Origin of the sequence: Streptomyces sp. NPDC049954 (genome assembly GCF_040656295.1) — a bacterium.
Classification (GTDB): domain Bacteria; phylum Actinomycetota; class Actinomycetes; order Streptomycetales; family Streptomycetaceae; genus Streptomyces.
This window is the reverse complement of the sequence record NZ_JBFALS010000016.1, coordinates 72,707-93,851: the sequence shown is the minus strand read 5'-3', so window position 1 is coordinate 93,851 and position 21,145 is coordinate 72,707. Positions and strand designations below refer to the sequence as shown.

Annotated in this window: 25 protein-coding genes; 6 read left to right on the top strand and 19 right to left on the bottom strand. The window is 70.9% G+C overall.

From position 1 onward, the window contains the following. Positions 1–67: 67 nt before the first annotated feature. Positions 68–607 (bottom strand): TIGR00730 family Rossman fold protein, encoded by a 540-nt coding sequence (locus AB0J21_RS28950; RefSeq protein ID WP_363149099.1) that lies wholly within the window; start codon positions 605–607, stop codon positions 68–70. 138 nt (positions 608–745) lie between these two features. Between AB0J21_RS28950 and AB0J21_RS28945 the strand changes: the two genes are divergently transcribed. Further along, positions 746–1,072 carry a DUF427 domain-containing protein gene (locus AB0J21_RS28945; RefSeq protein ID WP_363149098.1) on the top strand — a complete coding sequence of 109 codons (327 nt, stop codon included), beginning with the start codon at positions 746–748 and terminating at the stop codon, positions 1,070–1,072. A gap of 61 nt (positions 1,073–1,133) precedes the next feature. Here AB0J21_RS28945 and mnmA read toward each other — a convergent pair whose 3' ends face one another. Then, positions 1,134–2,261 (bottom strand): tRNA 2-thiouridine(34) synthase MnmA, encoded by a 1,128-nt coding sequence (gene mnmA / locus AB0J21_RS28940; protein WP_363149097.1) that lies wholly within the window; start codon positions 2,259–2,261, stop codon positions 1,134–1,136. 61 nt (positions 2,262–2,322) lie between these two features. Here mnmA and AB0J21_RS28935 point away from each other — a divergent pair, with 61 nt between their 5' ends. Continuing rightward, positions 2,323–3,024 carry a peptidoglycan recognition family protein gene (locus tag AB0J21_RS28935; RefSeq protein WP_363149096.1) on the top strand — a complete coding sequence of 234 codons (702 nt, stop codon included), beginning with the start codon at positions 2,323–2,325 and terminating at the stop codon, positions 3,022–3,024. Between the two features lie 36 nt (positions 3,025–3,060). After that, positions 3,061–3,540, top strand: coding sequence for a GNAT family N-acetyltransferase (locus AB0J21_RS28930; protein ID WP_363149095.1), 480 nt, complete (start codon positions 3,061–3,063; stop codon positions 3,538–3,540). On the opposite strand, the gene AB0J21_RS28925 is transcribed toward AB0J21_RS28930, so the two are convergent. The 6 genes from AB0J21_RS28925 to AB0J21_RS28900 form a co-directional block, all read right to left on the bottom strand. After that, positions 3,512–3,787: a hypothetical protein gene (locus tag AB0J21_RS28925; RefSeq protein ID WP_363149094.1), complete on the bottom strand. Its 276-nt coding sequence runs from the start codon at positions 3,785–3,787 to the stop codon at positions 3,512–3,514. The genes AB0J21_RS28930 and AB0J21_RS28925 overlap by 29 nt on opposite strands. A 22-nt stretch (positions 3,788–3,809) precedes the next feature. Then, a complete protein-coding gene (locus AB0J21_RS28920) occupies positions 3,810–3,932 on the bottom strand; it encodes a hypothetical protein (protein WP_363149093.1) in 123 nt (40 codons plus the stop codon). 335 nt (positions 3,933–4,267) lie between these two features. Next, positions 4,268–5,413 (bottom strand): methyltransferase domain-containing protein, encoded by a 1,146-nt coding sequence (locus AB0J21_RS28915; protein ID WP_363149092.1) that lies wholly within the window; start codon positions 5,411–5,413, stop codon positions 4,268–4,270. Positions 5,414–5,430: 17 nt separating this feature from the next. Continuing rightward, positions 5,431–5,973, bottom strand: a complete 543-nt coding sequence (locus AB0J21_RS28910; RefSeq protein WP_363149091.1) for an SPASM domain-containing protein — start codon at positions 5,971–5,973, stop codon at positions 5,431–5,433. Between the two features lie 740 nt (positions 5,974–6,713). Beyond that, entirely contained in the window at positions 6,714–6,920 is a 207-nt protein-coding gene (locus AB0J21_RS28905; RefSeq protein ID WP_363149090.1) for a hypothetical protein, read from the bottom strand. A 471-nt stretch (positions 6,921–7,391) separates the two neighbouring features. Beyond that, positions 7,392–7,796, bottom strand: coding sequence for a hypothetical protein (locus tag AB0J21_RS28900; RefSeq protein ID WP_363149089.1), 405 nt, complete (start codon positions 7,794–7,796; stop codon positions 7,392–7,394). A gap of 361 nt (positions 7,797–8,157) precedes the next feature. Here AB0J21_RS28900 and AB0J21_RS28895 point away from each other — a divergent pair, with 361 nt between their 5' ends. Beyond that, positions 8,158–9,063: a helix-turn-helix transcriptional regulator gene (locus tag AB0J21_RS28895; RefSeq protein ID WP_363149143.1), complete on the top strand. Its 906-nt coding sequence runs from the start codon at positions 8,158–8,160 to the stop codon at positions 9,061–9,063. Next, on the top strand, positions 9,060–9,254 hold the full coding sequence (locus AB0J21_RS28890; RefSeq protein WP_363149088.1) for a DUF397 domain-containing protein: 195 nt from the start codon (positions 9,060–9,062) through the stop codon (positions 9,252–9,254). Before AB0J21_RS28895 ends, AB0J21_RS28890 begins: the two co-directional genes overlap by 4 nt. Positions 9,255–9,416: 162 nt before the next feature. Here AB0J21_RS28890 and AB0J21_RS28885 read toward each other — a convergent pair whose 3' ends face one another. The 3 genes from AB0J21_RS28885 to AB0J21_RS28875 form a co-directional block, all read right to left on the bottom strand. Continuing rightward, positions 9,417–10,580 carry a cysteine desulfurase family protein gene (locus tag AB0J21_RS28885; RefSeq protein ID WP_363149087.1) on the bottom strand — a complete coding sequence of 388 codons (1,164 nt, stop codon included), beginning with the start codon at positions 10,578–10,580 and terminating at the stop codon, positions 9,417–9,419. Positions 10,581–10,667: 87 nt separating this feature from the next. Then, the gene (locus AB0J21_RS28880) at positions 10,668–10,961 is read right to left on the bottom strand and encodes a DUF4190 domain-containing protein (protein ID WP_363149086.1); all 294 of its coding nucleotides are present in this window, start codon (positions 10,959–10,961) and stop codon (positions 10,668–10,670) included. A gap of 46 nt (positions 10,962–11,007) precedes the next feature. After that, complete coding sequence (locus AB0J21_RS28875) at positions 11,008–11,169, bottom strand: hypothetical protein (protein ID WP_363149085.1); 162 nt, start codon at positions 11,167–11,169, stop codon at positions 11,008–11,010. A gap of 132 nt (positions 11,170–11,301) precedes the next feature. Here AB0J21_RS28875 and AB0J21_RS28870 point away from each other — a divergent pair, with 132 nt between their 5' ends. Continuing rightward, on the top strand, positions 11,302–11,952 hold the full coding sequence (locus AB0J21_RS28870) for a TetR family transcriptional regulator (RefSeq protein ID WP_363149084.1): 651 nt from the start codon (positions 11,302–11,304) through the stop codon (positions 11,950–11,952). Between the two features lie 16 nt (positions 11,953–11,968). On the opposite strand, the gene AB0J21_RS28865 is transcribed toward AB0J21_RS28870, so the two are convergent. The 8 genes from AB0J21_RS28865 to AB0J21_RS28830 all read right to left on the bottom strand — a co-directional run bounded on the left by AB0J21_RS28865 (position 11,969) and on the right by AB0J21_RS28830 (position 20,979). Continuing rightward, entirely contained in the window at positions 11,969–12,862 is an 894-nt protein-coding gene (locus tag AB0J21_RS28865; RefSeq protein ID WP_363149083.1) for an SRPBCC family protein, read from the bottom strand. A 123-nt stretch (positions 12,863–12,985) separates the two neighbouring features. After that, positions 12,986–13,840, bottom strand: a complete 855-nt coding sequence (locus AB0J21_RS28860) for a thioesterase family protein (RefSeq protein WP_363149082.1) — start codon at positions 13,838–13,840, stop codon at positions 12,986–12,988. 57 nt (positions 13,841–13,897) lie between these two features. Next, the gene (locus tag AB0J21_RS28855; RefSeq protein ID WP_363149081.1) at positions 13,898–14,557 is read right to left on the bottom strand and encodes a trimeric intracellular cation channel family protein; all 660 of its coding nucleotides are present in this window, start codon (positions 14,555–14,557) and stop codon (positions 13,898–13,900) included. 28 nt (positions 14,558–14,585) lie between these two features. After that, on the bottom strand, positions 14,586–15,896 hold the full coding sequence (locus AB0J21_RS28850) for a dipeptide ABC transporter ATP-binding protein (RefSeq protein ID WP_363149080.1): 1,311 nt from the start codon (positions 15,894–15,896) through the stop codon (positions 14,586–14,588). 14 nt (positions 15,897–15,910) lie between these two features. Continuing rightward, the gene (locus AB0J21_RS28845) at positions 15,911–17,014 is read right to left on the bottom strand and encodes an ABC transporter ATP-binding protein (protein ID WP_363149079.1); all 1,104 of its coding nucleotides are present in this window, start codon (positions 17,012–17,014) and stop codon (positions 15,911–15,913) included. Continuing rightward, positions 17,011–18,009, bottom strand: coding sequence for an ABC transporter permease (locus AB0J21_RS28840; RefSeq protein ID WP_363149078.1), 999 nt, complete (start codon positions 18,007–18,009; stop codon positions 17,011–17,013). The genes AB0J21_RS28845 and AB0J21_RS28840 overlap by 4 nt, the downstream gene beginning before the upstream one ends. Before the next feature lie 122 nt (positions 18,010–18,131). Then, positions 18,132–19,916, bottom strand: coding sequence for an ABC transporter substrate-binding protein (locus AB0J21_RS28835; RefSeq protein ID WP_363149077.1), 1,785 nt, complete (start codon positions 19,914–19,916; stop codon positions 18,132–18,134). A gap of 61 nt (positions 19,917–19,977) precedes the next feature. After that, positions 19,978–20,979: an ABC transporter permease gene (locus tag AB0J21_RS28830; RefSeq protein WP_363149076.1), complete on the bottom strand. Its 1,002-nt coding sequence runs from the start codon at positions 20,977–20,979 to the stop codon at positions 19,978–19,980. Positions 20,980–21,145 lie beyond the last annotated feature (166 nt).

The following is a 21,145-nucleotide window of genomic DNA, read 5'->3' as shown; positions in this document are numbered from 1 at the left end:
CCCATCGTCCCACCGGGCCGGTTCGCCGGCCGCGCCGGGCCGCGCGCGGGCCCCGGGGGCGGCGTGCTCAGCGCAGGCCGCCCGCCTCCTCGACGTAGGCGAGCGCGCCCACCGCGTCCTCGGCGAAGAACACCAGGTCGGTGAGGGGAAGGGGCAGGAAGCCCTCGGTGTCCATGCGCTGGAACTGCTGCTTGAGGCCGTCGTAGAAGCCCTCGGTGTTGAGGACGACGACGGGCTTGGTGTGCTGTCCGTGCTTCTTGAGTTCCAGGATCTCGGTGACCTCGTCGAGGGTGCCGACGCCGCCCACGAGGACGACGATCGCCTCGGCCCGCTCCAGGAGCTGCGCCTTGCGTTCGGCGAGGTCCTTGGTGACGACCATCGTGTCGAGCCCGGGGCGGGCCTTGTGCGACAGGAACTCGACGGAGACGCCGAGCAGTCCCCCGCCGGCCTCCTCGACGCCGTCCGCGACGACCTTCATCAGGCCGGTGTCGGAGCCGCCCCACACGAGGGTGTGGCCGCCCCTGCCGAGGAGTTCGGCGAACTCGCGGGCGGGCCGGGTGTAGCGCTCGTCGAGGTCGGCGGCGGAGAGGAAGACGCAGATGTTCATGGCCGCCACGGTACGGCGCGCCGGTTTCGTCCCGGAAGGGGGTCTTCACGCCGCACGCGGGAACACTCGGCGGGGACGCGGGGCTGAACCTGTCAGCATCCGCGCGACACGGCGCGGCCGATACGGGAGGACTTCACCATGGCGGGACACACGATCACGGTCGAGCAGGGCGAGGAGCACGTGCGGGTCGTGCACGACGGGGAGCTGCTCGCGGAGAGCCGGCGGCCGCTGGTCCTGCGCGAGACGGGCTGCCCGGTGCGCTACTACCTGCCGCCGGAGGACGTCCGTACGGCGCTGCTGACGCCCTCGGACAGCACCTCGCACTGCCCGTTCAAGGGCGACGCCTCCTACTGGTCGCTGCCGGACGCCCCGGACCTGGTCTGGGCGTACGAGGAGCCGAAGGAGGAGGTCGCCGCGGTCAAGGGGCACTACTGCTTCTACGACACGGAGGTCGTCGCCGACTGAGTACGGTGCGCTCGCGCGGCCCACGCCTCGGCGAGGCCGCGCGAGCGGCGTCCCGGGCGTGTCAGCCCGCGACGGCCGCCGTGCGGCGTTCGGTGTGCGCGATGGTCGCGGAGCCGACGACGCGGGTCCCGTCGTAGAGGACGACGGCCTGTCCGGGGGCGACGCCGCGCACCGGCTCGTCGAAGGCGACCCGCAGCTCTGCGCCGACGAGTTCGGCGGCCACCTCGGTCTCGCCGCCGTGGGCGCGCAGCTGCGCCGTGTAGCGGCCGGGGCCGGTGGGCGCCGCCCCGCACCAGCGGGGGCGTACGGCGGTCAGCCCGGTCACGTCGAGGGCCTCGCGCGGTCCTACGGTCACGGTGTTGTCGACCGGGGAGATGTCCAGGACGTAGCGGGGCTTGCCGTCGGCCGCCGGGTGCCCGATGCGCAGGCCCTTGCGCTGGCCGATGGTGAACCCGTAGGCGCCCTGGTGGGCGCCGAGGCGCTCGCCGGACTCGTCGACGATGTCGCCCTCGGCGGTGCCGAGCCGCTTGGCGAGGAAGCCCTGCGTGTCGCCGTCGGCGATGAAGCAGATGTCGTGGCTGTCGGGCTTCTTGGCGACGGCGAGGCCGCGGCGTTCGGCCTCGGCGCGGATCTCGTCCTTGGTGGTCTCGGTGTCGCCGAGCGGGAACATCGCGTGGGCGAGCTGCCGGTCGTCGAGCACGCCGAGGACGTACGACTGGTCCTTGGCCATGTCGGTGGCGCGGTGCAGTTCGCGGCGGCCGTCGGCGTGCGTGATCACCTGCGCGTAGTGCCCGGTGCACACCGCGTCGAAGCCGAGGGCGAGTGCCTTGTCGAGGAGGGCGGCGAACTTGATCTTCTCGTTGCAGCGCAGGCACGGGTTGGGCGTGCGGCCCGCCTCGTACTCGGCGACGAAGTCCTCGACGACGTCCTCGCGGAAGCGTTCGGCGAGGTCCCACACGTAGAACGGGATGCCGATGACGTCGGCGGCGCGGCGCGCGTCGCGGGAGTCCTCGATCGTGCAGCAGCCCCGGGCGCCGGTGCGGAAGGACTGCGGGTTGGCGGAGAGCGCGAGGTGCACTCCGGTCACGTCGTGCCCCGCCTCGGCCGCGCGGGCGGCGGCGACGGCGGAGTCCACTCCGCCCGACATGGCGGCGAGGACCTTCAGGGGGCGCGGGGAAGTGTCAGTCATAGCCCCACCAGAGTACGGGTCGAAGGGAACACGGGGCCCCCGAGTATCCGTTGTGCGGGACATGGAGACAGGTGACGGCCCGGGAGCGGGCGGCGGGCAGGGGCCCGGCAGGCGTGCCCTGCTGCTCGGCGGAGCGGCGGCGGCCGCCGCCGTGGGCTCCGGGGTGTTCGTGTGGGACGAGCTGCGGCACCTGTGGCGGCGGGCGCCCGGGGTGGCCAGGCCGCGGGTCGCGGGGGCCGTGGACCAGCCGGGCGCCGAGTGGGTCGCGGCCTCGGAGGCGAACTGGCGGCGCGCGGACCGCCCCGCCGACTATCCGGTGGACCGCATAGTGATCCACGTCGTGCAGGGCAGTTACCCGGTGGCGCTCAAGGTCTTCCAGGACCCGGCGCACGGGGCGGCGGCGCACTACGTCGTCCGCGAGGACGGGCACGTCGCGCAGACCATCCGCGAACTGGACGTGGCCTTCCACGCGGGCAACCGGCGCTTCAACGAGCGCAGCATAGGCATCGAGCACGAGGGCTGGGTGGACCGGCCGGGTCAGTTCCCGGACGCGATGCTGCGCTCCTCGGCCCGGCTGGCGGCCTCGGTCTGCGCGCGCTACGGCTTCCCGCCCGACCGCGAGCACGTCATCGGCCACATCGAGGTGCCGGGCGCCGACCACACCGACCCGGGCCGGTACTGGCCGTGGGAGCGGTACATGCGCCTGGTCCGGCAGGCCCGTACGGAGGTGGAGGGGACGCGGGCGGCGGCGCGGCGGGCGTAGGGGTCCTCCCCTTGGGTCCCGTGCCAGGATGACGCCGTGCCGGAGCCCTCATCCTTCACGCCCACCGTCCCGGCCTGGGAGCTGCGGCCCGCGACGACCGACGACGTCGAGCCGGTCGCGGAGCTGCGGGCGGTGGTGCTGCGCGCGGACCTGGAGCGACTGGGGCGCTACGACGCGCACCGGGTGCGGCAGCGGCTGCGGGACGCCTTCGACGCCTCGTGCACCTCGGTCCTGACGGTGGACGGCGCGTTCGCGGGCTGTGTCGCGCTGCGGCCGGCCGGGCGCGGCGAGGTGTGGCTGGAGCACTTCTACCTCTCCCCCGCCCTCCAGGGCCGGGGCCTGGGCACGGCCGTCCTGCGCTCGCTGCTCGCGCGCGCCGACACCGAGGGGCTGCGGGTACGGCTGAACGTCCTGCGCGGCAGCGCCGCCCGGCGGCTGTACGCACGGACCGGTTTCCGCGTCACGAGCGAGGACCCGGTGGACGTCTTCATGGTGCGGGAGCCGTACGCGGGCTGAGCACCGTGCGGAAGCCGTACGCGGCCGAGCGCGCCGCGCCACTCGCGTGGCCGGTGCGAGGGGGCCGTACGAGGACACCGGAGGCGGCCCGGACCGCGCCGGGGCGGACCGCGCGCTCCACGATCACCTCATGACCGGCGAACTCCAGCGCCGCGTCCTGGACTGCCCGGCCCCACAGCTCCCGGCCGCCTCCCCCGCCCGGCTGCCGGGCGGGGAGGTGGACGGGCCCGACCAGCAGCCGGGCCACGGACGCGCCCTGGAGACAGCCCTTAGCCCGCGTCCTTCTCGATGTACTCGGGGAACAGGTGGGGACAGTCTTTTGCCTCGCCCTCGTCATGGTTGCCCAGTTCGCACATGGCGTGGGCGGGCTCCGGATCCTTGAGCAGAGGCACGATGGCTTGCGGGGGTATCAGCGGCTTGACAGCGGTGCACTGAATCACGGTTCGCAGCTTTCTTCTGATCGAGTCGGAGCGAGGGAGCCCCGCCCGGCTGCCCAAGGAAGGGGAAGCAGCCGGGCGGGGCTCATCCCTCACCGCGCCATGCGTGGCGCGGCACCCCTGTGAGACAGGCCCGTCACGATCGGGCCTCGGCACATCTCGTGGGGCGAACCGGGGCGGGAGGTCGGACACATCGGTTCGAGCGGGACACGTCCTGTCCCTCCTCGGGCTTGTCCGGTCGGGGAAACCGTCCGCTCGTCCGGCTCCAGCACCGGACGGGCGGACGGGGCTCAGCGGTTGCCCATGGACGCGTGCCACTGCCCTCGGGAGAGGTGGACCACCCCGTCCGGGGTGATGAGCGCGTCCGCGCCGTAGAGCGGCAGACTGCCCTCGGCGTTCAGGCGGTGGCGGACGCGTTCGAGTGCGTCCCAGAGCCGTCGTGGGCCGCTCTGGTGCACTTCGGGCGGGTCGATCCACTCGGCGGAAGCACGCGCCCATGAACCGTCCCGGTGCACCAGACAGGCGGTGCGGGTCCGTCCTCGGGTCACGTAGGCGTGTTCCACACCGGGGGTGGTGACTTCCAGCATGGAACGCAGCTCCCACGCGTTGGCCACGTCCAGCACCGGGTAACGTCCCGTGCTCACCTCGTCCCCCTCGGCCTCGTGGGCAACGGCGAACAGGTCGCCGAGACCGGGCGGGTAGTCCTCACCGGACCGGGTGAGCATGAAGCCCGCCCCGTCCCGCTCCACTCGGCCCACCACGTCGCCGTTGCTGCGCTTCCAGCCTGTGACGATCAGGCAGGTTCCTGCGAGGGTGGTCACCAGCCGTCCGCCCGGTACGAGTGCCGCGAGAGCTGCACGGAGACCGGGGCCTGTCGGCAGTGCGACCGTGGCCACGATCCGCTCGTACCGTCCGGGGACATGCTCGGTGGCGTCCGCCGTGACCATCTTCGGGTGGTAGCCCATTGCCGCAAGCCGTTCGCCCGCGATACCCACCAGGTAGGGGTCCACGTCCAGGCTCGTCACGTGCAGGTCCCCCACCCGCGCGGACGCGTACGCGGCGAGTCCGCCGGCGCCGGTGCCCAGGTCGAGCACGGGGGCCCCGTCTCCGAGACGCGCGTGTCGCAGCATGCGGATCACGAGACTGGGAAGCGTCGCGGAAGATGTCGGGAGCCCCTTGGGCCGGTCGGAGGGTCCGGCGTGGTCGGCGTGCAACGGTCCGACCTTCGTGACCAACGACCGGTCGGCGTAGCCTGCGTTCGCCCATGCGTCCGGGTCGCTCGGCCCCTCTCGAAGGAACCACGCTCCAGCGCCATCGGGTTCCCACCAGCGGGGGACAAGTTGGTGACGGGGGACGCTCGCCACCGGGGAGCGCCACCGGGACACCTGGTCGGCAACGTCGGTTGCAAGCTGATTAGCTCGTCTCTGCCAATGCATGATGCCGGGCCTTCCGGTCACTCGTACGCGGGGGCACAGGCTTCGGTGTTCGCGGGGTCGCAGTCGCCGCTGTCGTCGGGCGGGCACGCGTTACGGGCAGGCGTGGGGATGCTCGCGGCGAGATCGGCCCATGCCTGCCCGCCGAACAACTCGGCGAGACGCGTCGTCCGCACGTTGCCCACCGGGAAGTCCCGCGAAAGCACGCAGCCGGCAAGCTCCCCGTTCGGCAGGATCGCGGCACGTCCCCGGGTGCACCGGCCGCACATCTCGTCCAGCGTCGGTTTCGTGCCGGGCAGCGCGGCCCGGCCCACGGCGCGCATCCGGTCGGTCTGGATGTGCTTCACGCCCATGGACTCCAACTCGGCCCGTGCTGCCGCGACTCGTTGCCCAGGCAGGATGTCCACGATTCCGGCCCGGATGGTGATGTCCTGACGGACCGCTTCGCGAATGTTGCCTCGGGTCCGGGCGTAGCTGCCGGTACGGCCGGTGATCTTGTCGTGTTCCTCGGGGTCGTCGCTGTAGTACGACGTCGCGAGGGTCACCCCTTCGCGGGCGAACACGTCCCACCAACCGGGCGCGACGTAAAAGGTTGCTGTACACCTCGACGGCCAGGCCGAGGGAGAGCGCCAGTTCCGTGAACTCGACCCAGCCGGGGTGAACGGTCGGCTCACCGCCGATGAGCTGGACGGTACGGATGCCGAGCCCGGCCGCGTCGATGATGACCGTGCGCCATTCGGCGGGCGTCATGGTGCCGTGCGTCGCGCGCGGACTGGATTCGGACAGGCAATGGGTGCGAGACAGTTGGCACTTGCCGGTGATCTCCAGTTCAAGAGTCCGGACACCAGCGAGCGGACCGGTGGGCCGGTCAAGCAACGTGGTCATGGTGTGACTTCCTTCCGTTGGATTAGCGGTCGGTTCGGGGCTTGCGTGGCCAGTCGGGCCAGAGCGAAGCCCCGTGCTGGGGGCCCAGCAGTTCCGCACCGGGCACCCCAACGGTCCGTCGCAGAGCAGAGCGGTCAGCGCCTCTGCGAACGGGCAGAGGGGGCGGCGGTCCCGCCCCGAGCAGAGCCCACGCGGCAGCGGAGTCCCGGATGGGCACGCCCCACGCAGTGAGCTGGGCTTTCAGCCAACCCCGTCCACGCCGGACTCGCGCGCCAGAGGGGTGTACCCCTCCCCCTCCTCACGCCGGGCGGTGACCGCCTCGCGCGCGGACAGGACGGTTTCGCGCGCCTGCTCTGCCTCTTCGTTCGTGCGGCGCCGGCTTCCCCGGGCCGGACACGCCCGACCGCACGTCGGGCGCTCACCAGCTGTCACCGGTGCTGCCGGCCGTTTCGGTCGCCTCCGGCTCCTCGGGCGTGTGGGTGCCGATGTAGCGGTCTCCCAACCACCCCTGTGCGGCTGCCAGCGAAGGGGACGCCCCTCGGGCATCGGCGGCAGCCTTGCCCCGGCTGATCTCCGCCTTGGCGGCCTTGACCGTGGGCGCGGCCTGGCCCTTGTTCTTCTTCACGCAGGTGTCTCCTGTGCATGGTGCTGGTGTGGACCGGGACGGAGGTGGAACCGCCCGGCTGTCGCCGACAACAGCCGGACGGGGTAGGTGGGCCCTGTGAGTGCGGTGCGGGCGGCCTGATCAGGTGTGTGCGGGTTCCTCGGCCACGGCGGGCCGGCACTGGCCGGGGTGCCCGGAATAAAGCCCGCACACCTCGTCGGCTGCGGTACCGGTGCACGGCGGGATAACGCGTACCTGGAACGGGGGTTGACCTTCCACGAACGTCACCCACACCGCCCCTGCCCCGTTCAACTCGCGTACTCGGCCGACGTGTTCGTACGACTCGTGGGGAGAAAGAGCGCAGTGCGTACCGGGGGACGGCTTCCCGACGGGCAGGGCGGTCACCTGCTTGGACATGATGCGGATGATCTCGGGGACGTCGGTCTCCGCGGTGCAGTGATCATGGGGGGACGACATTCGGGCACCTCGGTTTCAGGGGGTCGGCCCCGAGGACGGATAGGTGGGTGAGGGGATCGGGGCGGCGGCCAGCTCGTACCAGGCGCCTCCCCGGTCGGGGAACCGGAGCGTGAACGGAATTTCCCAAGCGAGGAGTTCGAAGGTCGCGCGTTGGCGGTCCTGGTCCTCAGCCCATGCGCGCAGCGTGGCGGGCGCGTCGGGGCCGGAGCCGAACACGGGGCGGACGAGCGACGGCGGGGCCCACGTCACGGCCGGTCCGGGGTCGAGCCGCACGGCCAGACGCAACGCGCTGTTCCGCAGCCACTCCGCGCACTCCTCCCGGCCAGTGGTCCGTTCCGCAGCGAGCACCCATCCACCGGACCCGTCCCCACCCCGGACCGTCGCCGCGAAACCGGACGCCTGGGCCGAGATCGCGTTCACGGGGGACGGTGTCGCCGTGAGCATCGCCATCGCTCCGCCCCCGCGCACTGCTCCGGACTGATCGCGGGGCACCACGCGGCGGGGGAACTGGCGTTCGTCATCACCGGACACCTTCCGAAGGAGCACGAGGAAGGGGGACCCGGGAAGCGGGCAACCAGTTCGCCAGTCAGCGGAGTTGGCAGCCCGCGTGGGCCGGAATAGATGCGGTCTACGCAAAAGCACCGCCACAGCAACAGAACTTGCCAGGAATCGTGCTGAAGGGGGAAGAGTGGCACATGCGACGCTGTGTGCATGGGTCGTGACGATATGCACGTGGCCGCTAGGGCGGGACCACAAGCAAGGGTTATAAGCGTGAGGCCACCTGTGGCGCGCGCGTGGCCCGGATTGGGGGCACACGGCTTCGAGACCGCGACCGACCGCACGCCGCATCGGACTGGGCAACACGCTGCGGCAACTACGAAGGGACAAGGGGCTCACACTGGCTCAGGCCGTGGAAGGGCTGCCGTTCGACGAGTCGACACTCCAGCGAGTGGAAGCCGGCTGGAAGTCCTTCCGTACGAGCGCCTATCTGCGGGCGCTGCTGGAGCGCTACAGCGTCGAGGACGAAGAGGAAATGGACCGGCTCGTCACGCTCCAGCGGGAGGGAGCGAGTCGGGAGTCGTGGACCGGGGTAAGCACTTCCCTGCTCTCCGGGATGCCGCGCTTCCTGGGAGTAGAGTCGGCGGCGCGTGAGATCCGCATATTCCACCCAACGGCCGTGCCCGGCCTGCTACAGACAGAGGCCTACGCGAGGGCGCTTCACCAACTGCACAAGCCGGTTGATGAGATCACCACGGAGTTTCTGGAGGAAAGTGTTCGTCTCCGGATGAAGCGCCAAGACGCACTCACTCGTTGTGACGACCCGTTGAAGCTCTGGGCGATCCTCTACGAGCCTGCCCTGCGGTACCCGATTGGCGGCCCAGACGTCATGCGTGAGCAATACGTGAGGCTTGCCGAACTGTCATCGCGGGACAACATCACCCTTCAGGTGCTGCCGCAAGGCGAGGTCGCTTACGTGGCATTCCACGACGTGAACATCATGGTGCTGGCGGACGGTCTGCCCACCTCAGTGCAGACAGATACCGCGTGGGCAACTGTGGCTGTAAGTGACAAGCCGAAGGAGGTACACCGTTTCTCGCGAATGTTCGACGCGATGACGGCTGCTGCCCTGCCTCCGGCGGACACACTGAAGCTCATGACCCAACTAGCAAGAGAGATCGCGAAATGAACGAATCCCGCAAGGCTGCGTTCCTACCGGTGGCATGGCGCAAGTCGTCCTACAGCAACGGTGGCGGGGAGTGCGTGAAAGTCGGCTTCGGGCTGCCGCACACCGTTCCCGTCCGTGACTCGAAGGTCGCGAACGGCCCAGCTGTCGTCGTCTCTCGCGAGGCGTTCGCCGCATTGATCAACGCCGCCTGAGCGCCACACAGAGCGCCACGAAGCCCCGCCACGTCCCGGATCGGGAGCGTGGCGGGGCGTAGGTCGGGCAGCGGGGGCGGGCCCGGTTCGGGGGTTCGGTCGGGGGCCCGGCCGGGCATCCGTTCCGTCTCGTACGAGAACCGACCGGGCCGTACGGGCGGATCAGCTGAGTCCGGCCGCCCTGGCCCGGCGTACGGCCGGGCCGATCGCCTTCGCGACCGCGTCGACGTCGTCCCCGGTCGTGGTGTGGCCCAGCGAGAAGCGCAGGGTGCCGCGGGCGAGGTCGGGGTCGACGCCGGTCGCGAGCAGGACGTGGCTGGGCTGGGCGATCCCGGCGGTGCACGCGGAGCCGGTGGAGCACTCGATGCCCTGCGCGTCGAGCAGCAGCAGCAGGGAGTCGCCCTCGCAGCCGGGGAAGGCGAAGTGCGCGTTGGCGGGCAGCCGGTCGACCGGGTCGCCGCCGAGGACCGCGTCGGGCACCTCGTCGAGCACGGCCGTCACCAGACGGTCGCGCAGGGCGCCGATCTCGCGGGCGAACTCCTCGCGCCGGGCGGCGGCGAGGCGGCCGGCCACGGCGAACGAGGCGATCGCGGGCACGTCGAGGGTCCCGGAGCGCACGTGCCGCTCCTGGCCGCCGCCGTGCAGCACGGGTACGGGGGTGTGGGCACGGCCCAGGAGCAGGGCGCCGATCCCGTAGGGGCCGCCGATCTTGTGGCCGCTGACGGTGGCGGCGGCCAGGCCCGAGGCGGCGAAGTCGAGCGGCACCTGGCCGAAGGCCTGCACCGCGTCGGCGTGCAGGGGGACGCCGTACTCGGCGGCGACCTCGGCCAGTTGGCGTACGGGCTGGAGGGTGCCGATCTCGTTGTTGGCCCACATGACGGTGGCGAGCGCCACGTCCCCGGGGTCACGCGCGATGGCCTCGCGCAGCGTCTCGGGGTGGACCCTGCCGTACGCGTCGACCGGGAGGTACTCGACCCGGGCGCCCTCGTGGGTGCCGAGCCAGTCCACCGCGTCCAGCACGGCGTGGTGCTCGACGGGGCTGCACAGGACGCGCACCCGGCGCGGGTCCTCGGCGCGACGGGACCAGTAGAGGCCCTTCACGGCGAGGTTGTCGGCCTCGGTGCCCCCGGAGGTGAACACGACCTCGCTGGGGCGGGCGCCGAGCGCCTCCGCGAGGCTCTCCCTGGCCTCCTCCACCGTACGGCGAGCGCGCCGCCCCGAGGAGTGCAGCGAGGAGGCGTTGCCGACGGCGGCGAGCTGGGCTGTCATCGCCTCGACGGCCTCCGGGAGCATCGGAGTGGTCGCGGCGTGGTCGAGGTAGGCCATGGTGAGTCGATTCTACGAGCCACGCCGGACCGCGGTCGCCGCGGTGCCCCCGCGTCCCGCGGGGTGGGACGGCCCACCGGGGCGGCCTCAGCCCGCGAGGCTCCACGAGGCCGTGCCGTCGGCGGCCGCGAGGGCCGCGAAGACGACCAGGTCGGTGACGCCGAGACCGAGGCCGAGAAGGGCCCGGCCGCGCCGGTGCGTACCGCGCCACAGGGCGATCGAGGCGAGCAGGACGGCGGCGGGCCCGAGGAGGATGTTCATCACGAGCAGGCCGAGGAGCCCGAGGACGAACGAGGCGACGGCCATGCCGTCGGTGTCCCGCAGCCCGGTCCTCGGCCGGCCTTCGGTGGCGGGATCGGTGGGGGGAGCGGTCAGTTCCATGGGGTGGCCTCCTGTCGGTCAGACGGACGGACGGTTCGGTCGACGGTCAGTGGCTGCCGCGGCTGCCGCGGTGCCGTTCCCGGACCGCGAAGACCAGCAGCCAGCAGCCGATGACGAGGGCGGCGACCAGGGAGACCGGGACGGGCGCGTGGGCCACCGTGCCGAGCGCGGTGCCGAGGACGAGGAGTGCCGCTACGAGAATGAGCATCGTTGCCTCCAGGTGGCCCGGACGGTTCCGGGCCTTTCGGTGAACGCTTGTGGTTACGAGTGTTCACTGACTGACGAGTCTACACATGCTCCGGCTTGGAGATTTCCGGCGGGCGCCTGTTGACTGCATGGCATGGATCACACCGACGCACCCGCACCCGTCGGAGCCCGGGCCGCCCAGAAACTGCGCACCCGGCGCTCGCTGCTGGACGCCGCGCTGGGCCTGCTCACCGAGCAGAGCCTCAGCGGCCTGGGACTGCGCGAGGTGACGCGCGCCGCCGGGGTCGCCCCGACCGCCTTCTACCGGCACTTCCGCGACATCCCCGACCTGGGGGTGGCCCTCGTGGAGGAGGCGCTCGGCAGCCTGCACGGGGTCGTTCGCGCGCTCCTGGCGGCGGAGGGCGGCAGCGAGGCCCGGCTGTCCGGGGCGGTCGGCCTGATCGCGGAGCATGTGCGCGCCCACCCCGACCACGTGCGCTTCGTCGCGCGCGAGCGGCACGGCGGGGTACGGGCGGTACGCGAGGCGATAGACCACGAACTGGGCCGTTTCGCGCGGGAGGTGGCGGCCGGACTGGGCGGGCAGCCCCAGTCGGCGGGGTGGAGCGAGGACGACGTGCTGATGCTCGCCGAGCTGTACGTCGACCACCTGCTGATGACGGCCTCGAACCTGCTGGAGGCGGCGCCCGGCGAGGAGGAGGCCGTCGTGGCCCGGGCCCGCCGCCAGTTGCGCGTCATCGCGCTGGGGCGGCTGCACTGGCTCGACGAGGGCGCGCCCAGGACCTGAGCGGGGCGGGGGAACGTCAGCGCGGCAGGTCGAGCAACTGGCCCGCGAGTTCCCCGATGCGCTGGTACCAGGCGGCCTGGACGGCGGTGACGGCCGGTTCGTCGACGGCGGGGCCCGAGCGGGTCAGCACGAGACGGGCGCCGTGCCCGGTGCCCTCGGTGAGCTGCCAGCGGACCCGGCCGAGCGGGCTCCAGGCGTATTCGAGCAGCCGGGGCGGGTCGAGTTCGGTGATCGCGCCGGCCGGGGAACCGATCGCGGTGAACCCCGAGGGGGCCTCCTGGCCGGGCAGCGGGTCGGTGCCCCGGGTGAGATACGACCAGACCGTCTCGACGGGGCGCACGAGCTGGCGCTCGAAGCGGACGGTGACGCCCGCGGGTTCCTCCTCGACCGTGGAGCCCACGAGGTCGAACAGCTCGACGTACGCCTCGTGCAGCGCCCCGTCGCGGTCCCCGGCGCCGTCCGGCTCCTCACCGTCGAGCAGTTGGGCGAGCGCCGTCACGCAGACGTGCCAGCCGGAGGCGAAGCTCGCCGCGCCCCAGTGGTCGTCGAAGGTGTGCACGAGAGTCAGCAGACTGACCCCGGAGTCGCCGTCCTCTGCGCCGGCCGCCCGGTCGGGCCGTACCGACCAGTGCAGCCGGTCGCTCTCCCAGGTGTAGGCGAGCACCCACGGCTCCTCCGCCTCCAGGACCGTTCCCCGCGTCGGGGGGCGCCGGCCGTCCGGGAAGCGGAAGGCGGCCCCGGCCCCGGGGCTCGGGTCGAGGCGCACCTCCACCGGCATCCAGCGCGCCGTCAGCTCCGGGCGGGTGAGCGCCTCCCAGATCCGCTCGGGCGGATGCGGGATGCGGCGCTGCATGCGCAGGGCGGTCCGCCCGTCCTCGGTGAGGGTGAGCGTGTCGGCGTTGGGCTGCATGACGGGGCTCCCCGGCACAGTCGCTGGCGGCTTTCGGCCACCGTACGAGAGCGGCGGGCCGGGCGCGCGGCGGGCGGCGGCCTCCCGAGCCCCGGAACGCCGGGCGGGGGCGGGCCTGGCGGTTCAGCGCACGGGCACGCGGGCGAGCTGGCGGGACTGGGCCACCAGGCGGCCCGCGCTGTCCCAGACCTCGGCGTCCTCCTCCAGGAAGCCGCCGGCCAGGTTGCGGGTGGCCACCTGGACGCGCAGCGGGCCGGGGGCGGGGCGGCAGCGCACGTGAACGGTGAGTTCCACGGTCGGCACCCAGCCCTTGACGCCGAGGTCGAAGGCGGTGGGCGGCAGCGCGTCGACGGCGAGCAGGAGGGACAGCGGGTCGGCGTCGCGGCCGTCGGCCAGGCCGAACCACGCGCGCACCTCGCCCTTGCCGGACGGGGCGCCGAGGGCCCAGCCGAGCGTCGCGGGGTCCATCTTGAGCATGAGACGGCCGGTGATCGCGTTGGAGCCGGGGATCACCTGCGCGTCGGGGGCGTCGTCGGCGCCCAGGCACTGCTCGACCGGGGGGAACTCGGGCGGGCGCGCACTCGTGCGGACCTCGTCCGTGAGCGAGCCGAGATCGCCGTACGAGGCGAGCACCCGCAGCCGCTCCACCTCGCTGCCGTCCTCGGCGTACTGGAACAGGGAGGCCTGACCGGTCGAGAGGGTACGGCCGGTGCGCACCGTCTCGGTACGGATCACGGCGGGGCCCGGCTGCGAGGCGGTCAGGTAGTGCGCGGTGACCGAGAAGGGCTCGGAGTGCGGCAGGGCGTCCGCGAGGGCGCGGCCCACGAGGGCCAGGAGGTAGCCGCCGTTCACCGCGTTGATGATGGTCCACCCGGCCGAGAGCCGGGCGTCGTAGACGCCGGGAGCGCGGAGGGTGACGGCGGTGTCGCGGTCGAACTCGCTGTCGCCCACGGTCGCCGGTGCGATTGCCTGTGCCATGGGGGAACGGTACAACAGCTTGCTACTGGGCGGTAGCTTTCTCTGCGGGGGCGGGGATCACTCGACCTCGACCGTCGAGGTCCTGCGGTTCCAGGCGCGGGGCGCGCGCCAGTGGTAGCGCAGGGCGAGCAGCCGCAGGAGGAAGGCCGCGACGGCCGCCGTCCCGCTGGTGAGGGCGTTGAGCGCGTCGAGGTGGATGCACACGGCGACCGTCGAGGCGCCCGCGAGCGCGGGCACGGCGTACAGGTCGCGGTCCCAGCGCACCAGGGAGGGCACCTCGTTGGCGATGACGTCGCGGATCACCCCGCCGCCCACGGCGGTGGCCAGGCCCAGTGCGACGGACGAGGTGAGGCCGAGCCCGTAGCCGTACGCCTTGGTGGTGCCGGTCACGCAGAACAGCCCGAGCCCGGCGGCGTCGAAGACGTTGACGGCGCCGTTGATCCGCTCGACCTGCGGGTGCAGGAAGAAGACCAGCCCCGCGGCGACCAGGGGCATCGTGAAGTAGCCGAGGTCCGTGAACGCGGCGGGCGGGATCGCGCCGATGACGATGTCCCGGAAGATCCCGCCGCCCAGCGCCGTCGCCTCCGCGAGCACCGCGATGCCGAACACGTCGAAGTTCTTCCGTACGGCCAGCAGCGCGCCGGAGATCGCGAAGACGAAGATGCCGATGAGGTCGAGCGTGTGCTGGACGGTCGGGGAGAAGAGATCGAGGACCACCCGGTCATTGTGCCGGGTGGTCCTCGCCTCACTTCCGGTCCGCCTCGCCGCCGGGGCCGTCCGGCCCGGGACCGGCGTCCGGCGCGTCTTCGGTCGCGGCCGCAGCCTCGGCCTCGGCGCCGGTGTCGGCCTCCGGCTCCGGCTCGGCGGCCGGTTCACTCTTCGCGACCGGCTCGTCCTCCGCGACCGGCTCGCTCTTGGCAGCCGGCTTCTCGGAGGCGACGTCCGTGACCGGCGCCTGCGCGTCGGCCGGGTCCCCGGCGGAGACCGTGATGGTCTCGACGGGCTCCGGCAGCGCCGGGTCGTCCGGGAGCCGGTCGGCGCCGTTCTCCGGGTGGTGGCAGGCCACCAGCTGGCCGGTGCGCAGCTCGACGAGCGGCGGCTCGACCGTGGTGCAGGAGAGCGTCGCCTTCCAGCACCGGGTGTGGAAGCGGCAGCCCGAGGGCGGGGCGATGGGCGAGGGCACGTCGCCCGTGAGCAGCCGGCGCTTGCGGTCGCCCCGGGTACGCGGGTCCGGCACCGGCACCGCGGACATGAGCGCCGTGGTGTACGGGTGCATGGGCGTGCTGTAGAGCGATTTGCGGTCGGCCAGCTCCACGATCTTGCCGAGGTACATCACCGCGATCCGGTCCGAGACGTGCCGGATGACCGAGAGGTCGTGCGCGATGATCACGTAGGTGAGGCCGAGTTCCTGCTGGAGGTCGTCCAGCAGGTTGACGACCTGGGCCTGGATCGACACGTCCAGCGCGGAGACCGGCTCGTCGGCGACGACCAGCTTCGGCTTGAGCGCGAGCGCCCGGGCGATGCCGATGCGCTGGCGCTGGCCGCCGGAGAACTCGTGCGGATAGCGGTTGTAGTGCTCGGGGTTGAGCCCGACCCGCTCCAGCAGGGCCTGGACCTCGGCCTTGATCCCGCCCTCGGGCTTGACGCCCTGGAGACGGAAGGGAGCGCCCACGATCGTGCCGATGGTGTGCCGGGGGTTCAGCGAGGAGTACGGGTCCTGGAAGATCATCTGCACGTCGCGCCGCATGGAACGCATCGCCGACGTGGAGAGGTGGGTGATGTCCCGTCCCTCGAACTCGACGCTGCCCCCGGTGGGTTCGAGCAGCCGGGTGATGAGCCGGCCCATCGTCGACTTGCCGCAGCCGGACTCGCCGACCACGCCGAGGGTCTCGCCCTGGCGCACGTCGAAGGAGAGGCCGTCGACGGCCTTGACCGCACCGACCTGGCGCTGGAAGACGCCCTTCTTGATGGGGAAGTGCTTCTGGAGCCCCTCCACCTTCAGCAGGGTCTCGCCCGGGGCCCGCTCACTTCCCTTGCTCTGCGCGGGAATCGTCACGTCCTGGTCCTCGCTCACAGCTTGGGCGCAATCTCTTCGGTCCAGATCCGCTCCCGCTGCTCCTGCGTCATGTGGCAGGCCGCCCAGTGGCCCTGGCCGCCGACCTGGGCCAGCTCGGGCCGCACGGTGCGGGTCACGTTGTCCTTGGGGATGTCGGCGTACGGGCAGCGCGGGTTGAAGGCGCAGCCGTCGGGGATGTTGATCAGCGAGGGCGGGGAGCCCTTGACCGGGATGAGCCGGTCGGTCTCCTCGCGGTCGATGCGCGGCATCGAGCCGAGCAGCCCCCACGTGTAGGGGTGACGCGGTTCGTAGAAGACCTTCTCGACCGGCCCGCGCTCCACGCAGCGTCCGCCGTACATCACGAGGATGTCGTCGGACAGTTCGGCGACCACGCCGAGGTCGTGCGTGATGATGATGACCGCCGAGCCGAACTCCTTCTGGAGGTCGCGGATCAGGTCGAGGATCTGCGCCTGCACGGTGACGTCGAGCGCGGTGGTCGGCTCGTCGGCGATGAGCAGTTCGGGGTTGTTGACGAGCGCCATGGCGATCATCGCGCGCTGGCGCATCCCGCCGGAGAACTCGTGGGCGTAGGAGTCGACGCGCTTGTCGGGCTGCGGGATGCCGACCCGGTCGAGCATCTCGATCGCCCGCTTGCGCGCCGTCTTCTTGTCCACGTCGTGGTGGATGCGGTACGCCTCGACGATCTGCTTGCCGATGGAGTAGTACGGGTGCAGGGCGGACAGCGGGTCCTGGAAGATCATCGCCATCTCGCGGCCGCGCAGGGCGCGCACCCGGTCCTGCGGGGCGGAGAGCAGTTCCTCGCCGTCGAGCCAGATCTCCCCGGACAGCTGGGCCTTGCGGCGGCCGTACTGGCCGGCCGTGTGCAGGCCCATGATGCCGAGCGAGGTGACGGACTTGCCCGAGCCGGACTCGCCGACGATGCCGAGCGTCTTGCCCTTCTCCAGCGAGAAGCTGAGCCCGTCGACGGACTTGACGAGCCCGTCGTCGGTGGGGAAGTGCACCTTGAGGTCGCGGACCTCAAGGAACGCCCTGGGCGGCTCGGAACCGGCGGAGACGGTCTCGCCGACTGCGGCTCCGGTCTTGCTGAGCTCTGTCATGCGAGCCTCACTCGGGGGTCGATCACGGCGTACAGCACGTCCACGACGAGGTTGGCGATGATCACGGCGAGCGAGGTGATGAGGACGACGCCCAGGATCACCGGGAGGTCGCGCTCTTGGATCGCCTTGAGCACGGCCTGGCCGAGGCCGGGGAGGCTGTAGGTCGTCTCGGTCAGGATCGCGCCGCCGATCATGGCGCCGAGGTCCATGCCGAGCATGGTCAGGATGGGGGTCATCGTGGAGCGCATCGCGTGCTTGCCGATGACCTTGGTCTCCTTGAGGCCCTTCGCCCGGGCGGTGCGGATGTAGTCCTCGCCCATCACGTCGAGCATGGTGGCCCGGGTGATGCGCGCGTACATCGCCGCGTAGAGGAAGGCCAGGGTGAACCAGGGCAGGAGCAGCCCCTCGAACCAGCCGGTGACGCTCTCCCCGATGGGGACGTACTCGCTGTGGATCCAGCCCAGTCCGAAGTCGAAGATCGCCATGACGATCATGCCGGTGAAGTAGATCGGCAGGGAGACGCCGGAGAGGGCGACGAGCATCGCGCCGCGGTCCCAGACGCTGCCGCGCTTGAGCGCGGAGAGCACACCGGCCGCGACCCCGAGGACGACCCACAGGATGGCCGCGCCGACGGCGAGGGAGATGGTCACCGGCAGCCGGTCGGTCAGGACCGGCCAGATGGCCTGCTCGCTGCGGAAGGAGTAGCCGAAGCAGGGGATCGAGCAGTGGGTGACGTCGCCGCCGGAGGAGTAGGTCCGGCCGGCGAAGATGCCCTTGAAGAACTCCCAGAGCTGGACGAAGATCGGCTGGTCCAGCTGGAGTTTCTGCCGGATCCCCTCCAGGGCGGCGGAGTCGGACTGCTTGCCCACGTACATCGTGGCGGGATCGACCCCGGCCCACTTCGGGATGAGGAAGAAGATGCAGAAGACCACCAGCATGATGACCACCAGCATCACGACGACGGCCATGAGCCGCCTGATGAGGTATGCGAGCACTGCTTCCGGCCCGGCCGCGGGCCGCGGGCCACCGGGGAGTTCGTCCCCGGTGGCCCGCGACTACGCCGTCGTGGCCTTCACCTGCCTTTCGTGCAGTACGGCGGGTGTGCCGACGGTGGTGGTTACTTCACGCCGAGGTTGACGAAGTCGTACGTGCCCGAGTAGCCGTCGGTCGTGTAGACGTTGGTCAGCCTGGAGGAGCGGAAGTTGATGAACTTCTCGAAGACGAAGGGCAGGTAGTAGCCGCCCTCCATCACCTCGTGGTTGATCGACTTGGCGATCTCTTCCTTCTTCGACGCGTCCAGCTCGGTGGTGAACTCGTCGAAGGCGCCGTCGATCTTCTTGTCGTCGATCAGGGCGTAGTTGTTGTTGCCGTTGCTGAGCGTGAAGCGCGAGTCCCACAGCGGCTGGCCGTAGCCCTGCACCGACGGGAAGTCGGGGCCCCAGCCCATGATGACGACGCCGTAGCCCTTCTGCTTGACGACCTTCGGGTTGCCGATGATGCCGGCGATCTGCGAGCCGTCGTACTTGTCGATGTCGGCGACGATGCCGACCTTCTTCAGCGAGGCCTGGAGGGACTCGGCGGTCGCGACCTCGACGGGCTTGTTGCTGCGCACCGCGATGGTGGTCTTGAAGCCGTTCGGCTTGCCGCAGGCCTTGAGCTCTTCCTTGGCCTTGGCGGTGTTCGGCGCGCCGTCGTTCTTGGCGGTGCCGAACGGGTCGTAGGACTGGCCCTCGGAGCCGGGCACGGACGGCGGCAGCATGTTGGTGCCGATGTCACCACCGGCCTGCGGGCCACCACGCGCGGTCTGCAGCGACTTGTGGTCGGCGCCGTAGATCGCGGCCTTGCGGCAGTGGATGTTGTCGAAGGGCTTCACGCTCTGCGGGAAGGTCGCGTAGCGGATGTAGCCCGAGACGGGGTTGTCCAGGTTGTCCTTGTGCTCCTTGAGGGCCTTGATGCGGCCCTGCGGGGAGAGACCCGTCTGCGAGAAGTCGAGGTCGTACTCACCGTTGAGGAGACGGTTGTCCATGTCGTCCGGGTTGGTGAAGTACGTCATCGTGATCTTGTCCGGGAGCGCCTTGCGGACCGGGTCCGAGGACTGCTTCCACTGGGGGTTGCGCACCAGTTCCAGGCTCTTGCCCGGCGAGTACTTGGCGAACTTGTACGGGCCGGAGGAGAACGGGTGCAGGCCGTACTTGGACTTGGTGTCCTTGTCCTTGCGCACCGGGGAGGCCGAGGTGAGCGCGAGCATCTCCTCGAAGTCACTGTTCTTCTTGGGGAGCTTGAAGACGATCGTCTTCTCGTCCGGCGTCTGGATCGCCTTCAGGCCCTCCTTGGAGGTGTCCTTGTAGGGGCCCTTGTACTTGCTCTTCGGGTCCAGGACGGTCTTCAGGTAGACCGGGCCGCCGGACAGCACGTCCTGGGCCCACTGGCGCTCGATGCCGTACTTGACGTCCTCGGAGGTGATCGGCTTGCCGTCCTCCCACGTGATCCCGTCGCGCAGGGTGTACGTGTAGGTCAGGCCGTCGTCCGAGATCTTGGCCTTGCTGGTGGCGAGGTCGGGAGTGACCGTGGCGCCCGCCTTGCCCGGCTCGGGCTTGTTGGTGACGAGCTGGCGGCTGTAGTACCGCATGAAGTTCCACACGACGCCGTAGTAACCGCGCGTGGTGTCCCAGGAGTCGGCGTCCTGGACGGTGGCGTACTTGAGCGTGCCACCCTTCTTGCTGGAGGCGTTGGCCACCTTGTTGTTGCCCGCGTCGAAGCCGGCCGCGTGCGCCTTGCCGCCGTCCTTCGAGTCCTTGCTGTCGCCGTCGCCCCCGCCGCACGCCGCCGTGGACAGCAGGGCGGCGACCACGGCAGCGGCCGCGAGGGCCTGCTTGCGCCGCCCTGAAGTGTGGGTTCTCACGATCTCGGTTCCTCCGTGTAGATGACGGACCCGTGTGCTCACGGGCCTTTAGATACGGCTGTTAACGGGAGCCCCGGGGGTCGAGCGCGTCCCGTACGCCGTCGCCGAGGAGATTGAAGGAGAGGACGGTGATGAAGATGGCCAGGCCCGGGATCACCATGTACATGGGATCGGACTCGTAGTAGCTCAGGGCACTGGACAGCATCTGTCCCCACGAGGAGGACGGCGGCTTCACACCGACGCCGAGGAAGCTCAGGGCGGCCTCGTTGAGGATGTTGGTGGGGATCATCATCGTCGTGTACACGATGATCGGCGCCACCAGGTTGGGCATCAGTTCCTTGAAGATGATGTGCCGTTGACCGGCGCCGAGGCTGCGGGCGGCCTCGACGTACTCGCGTTCGCGCAGGCTCAGGGTCTGGGCGCGCACCACGCGGCCGACGTTGGGCCAGCCGAAGAAGCCGATCACCAGGATCATCACGAACACGCGGACGCTGGTGCCGTTGAGGCCCAGCATCGAGTTCGGCATCACCGAGACCAGCGCGATGATGAAGAGCAGCTGCGGGAAGGACAGCAGCATGTCCATCACGCGGCTGATGATCGCGTCGACCCAGCCGCCGAAGTAGCCGGCGAGGACGCCGAGCAGTACGCCGAGGACGACGGCGACGAAGGCCGAGAGGAACCCGACCAGCAGGGAGATCCGGGCGCCGTAGACGATGCGGGCGAAGATGTCGCGGCCGTTGACCGGTTCGACGCCCAGCCAGTGCTCCCCGCTGATGCCGCCCAGCGAGCCCGTGGGCGTGGAGAACAGCGGATCGATCAGCTTCTCGTTGTAGGCGTTGGGGTCCTGACCTGCCAGGTTCGCGATGACCGGGGCCAGGATCGCGATCAGGATCAGGAGCAGGACGACGATGCCGCCGCCGAGGGCGAGCTTGTCGCGCTTGAGGCGTTCCCAGGCGATCCGCCCGAGTGAACGCCCCTGCACCTTGGCCTTCGGCATTCCGGCCTTCAGAGCCTCCGCCGAAGGCGCCACCGGGGCGGCAGGCTCATGCAGTGGTGCCGTCATCGTGCCAGCGACCCCTCTCAACCGGCGGTAACCGGCCCACACTTGCCGCGGTGGCGGCAGACGATCCGTCGAACACGGGAGCGGAAGCTCCCTGATGGGGGAGTCTTCATCGCTGGACAGCCCGCGGACCAGACCTGACGGTCAATGGATGCGCAACCGTGATGCA

Excerpts from the sequence above, each read along its gene's own strand:
- AB0J21_RS28830 (WP_363149076.1), bottom strand. The coding sequence starts at position 20,979 with ATGACGGCACCACTGCATGAGCCTGCCGCCCCGGTGGCGCCTTCGGCG.
- AB0J21_RS28890 (WP_363149088.1), top strand. The coding sequence starts at position 9,060 with ATGAACGAATCCCGCAAGGCTGCGTTCCTACCGGTGGCATGGCGCAAG.
- AB0J21_RS28915 (WP_363149092.1), bottom strand. The coding sequence starts at position 5,413 with ATGCATTGGCAGAGACGAGCTAATCAGCTTGCAACCGACGTTGCCGAC.
- AB0J21_RS28880 (WP_363149086.1), bottom strand. The coding sequence starts at position 10,961 with ATGGAACTGACCGCTCCCCCCACCGATCCCGCCACCGAAGGCCGGCCG.
- AB0J21_RS28865 (WP_363149083.1), bottom strand. The coding sequence starts at position 12,862 with ATGCAGCCCAACGCCGACACGCTCACCCTCACCGAGGACGGGCGGACC.
- AB0J21_RS28860 (WP_363149082.1), bottom strand. The coding sequence starts at position 13,840 with ATGGCACAGGCAATCGCACCGGCGACCGTGGGCGACAGCGAGTTCGAC.
- AB0J21_RS28950 (WP_363149099.1), bottom strand. The coding sequence starts at position 607 with ATGAACATCTGCGTCTTCCTCTCCGCCGCCGACCTCGACGAGCGCTAC.
- AB0J21_RS28870 (WP_363149084.1), top strand. The coding sequence starts at position 11,302 with ATGGATCACACCGACGCACCCGCACCCGTCGGAGCCCGGGCCGCCCAG.
- AB0J21_RS28945 (WP_363149098.1), top strand. The coding sequence starts at position 746 with ATGGCGGGACACACGATCACGGTCGAGCAGGGCGAGGAGCACGTGCGG.
- AB0J21_RS28935 (WP_363149096.1), top strand. The coding sequence starts at position 2,323 with ATGGAGACAGGTGACGGCCCGGGAGCGGGCGGCGGGCAGGGGCCCGGC.
- AB0J21_RS28875 (WP_363149085.1), bottom strand. The coding sequence starts at position 11,169 with ATGCTCATTCTCGTAGCGGCACTCCTCGTCCTCGGCACCGCGCTCGGC.
- mnmA (WP_363149097.1), bottom strand. The coding sequence starts at position 2,261 with ATGACTGACACTTCCCCGCGCCCCCTGAAGGTCCTCGCCGCCATGTCG.
- AB0J21_RS28885 (WP_363149087.1), bottom strand. The coding sequence starts at position 10,580 with ATGGCCTACCTCGACCACGCCGCGACCACTCCGATGCTCCCGGAGGCC.
- AB0J21_RS28845 (WP_363149079.1), bottom strand. The coding sequence starts at position 17,014 with ATGACAGAGCTCAGCAAGACCGGAGCCGCAGTCGGCGAGACCGTCTCC.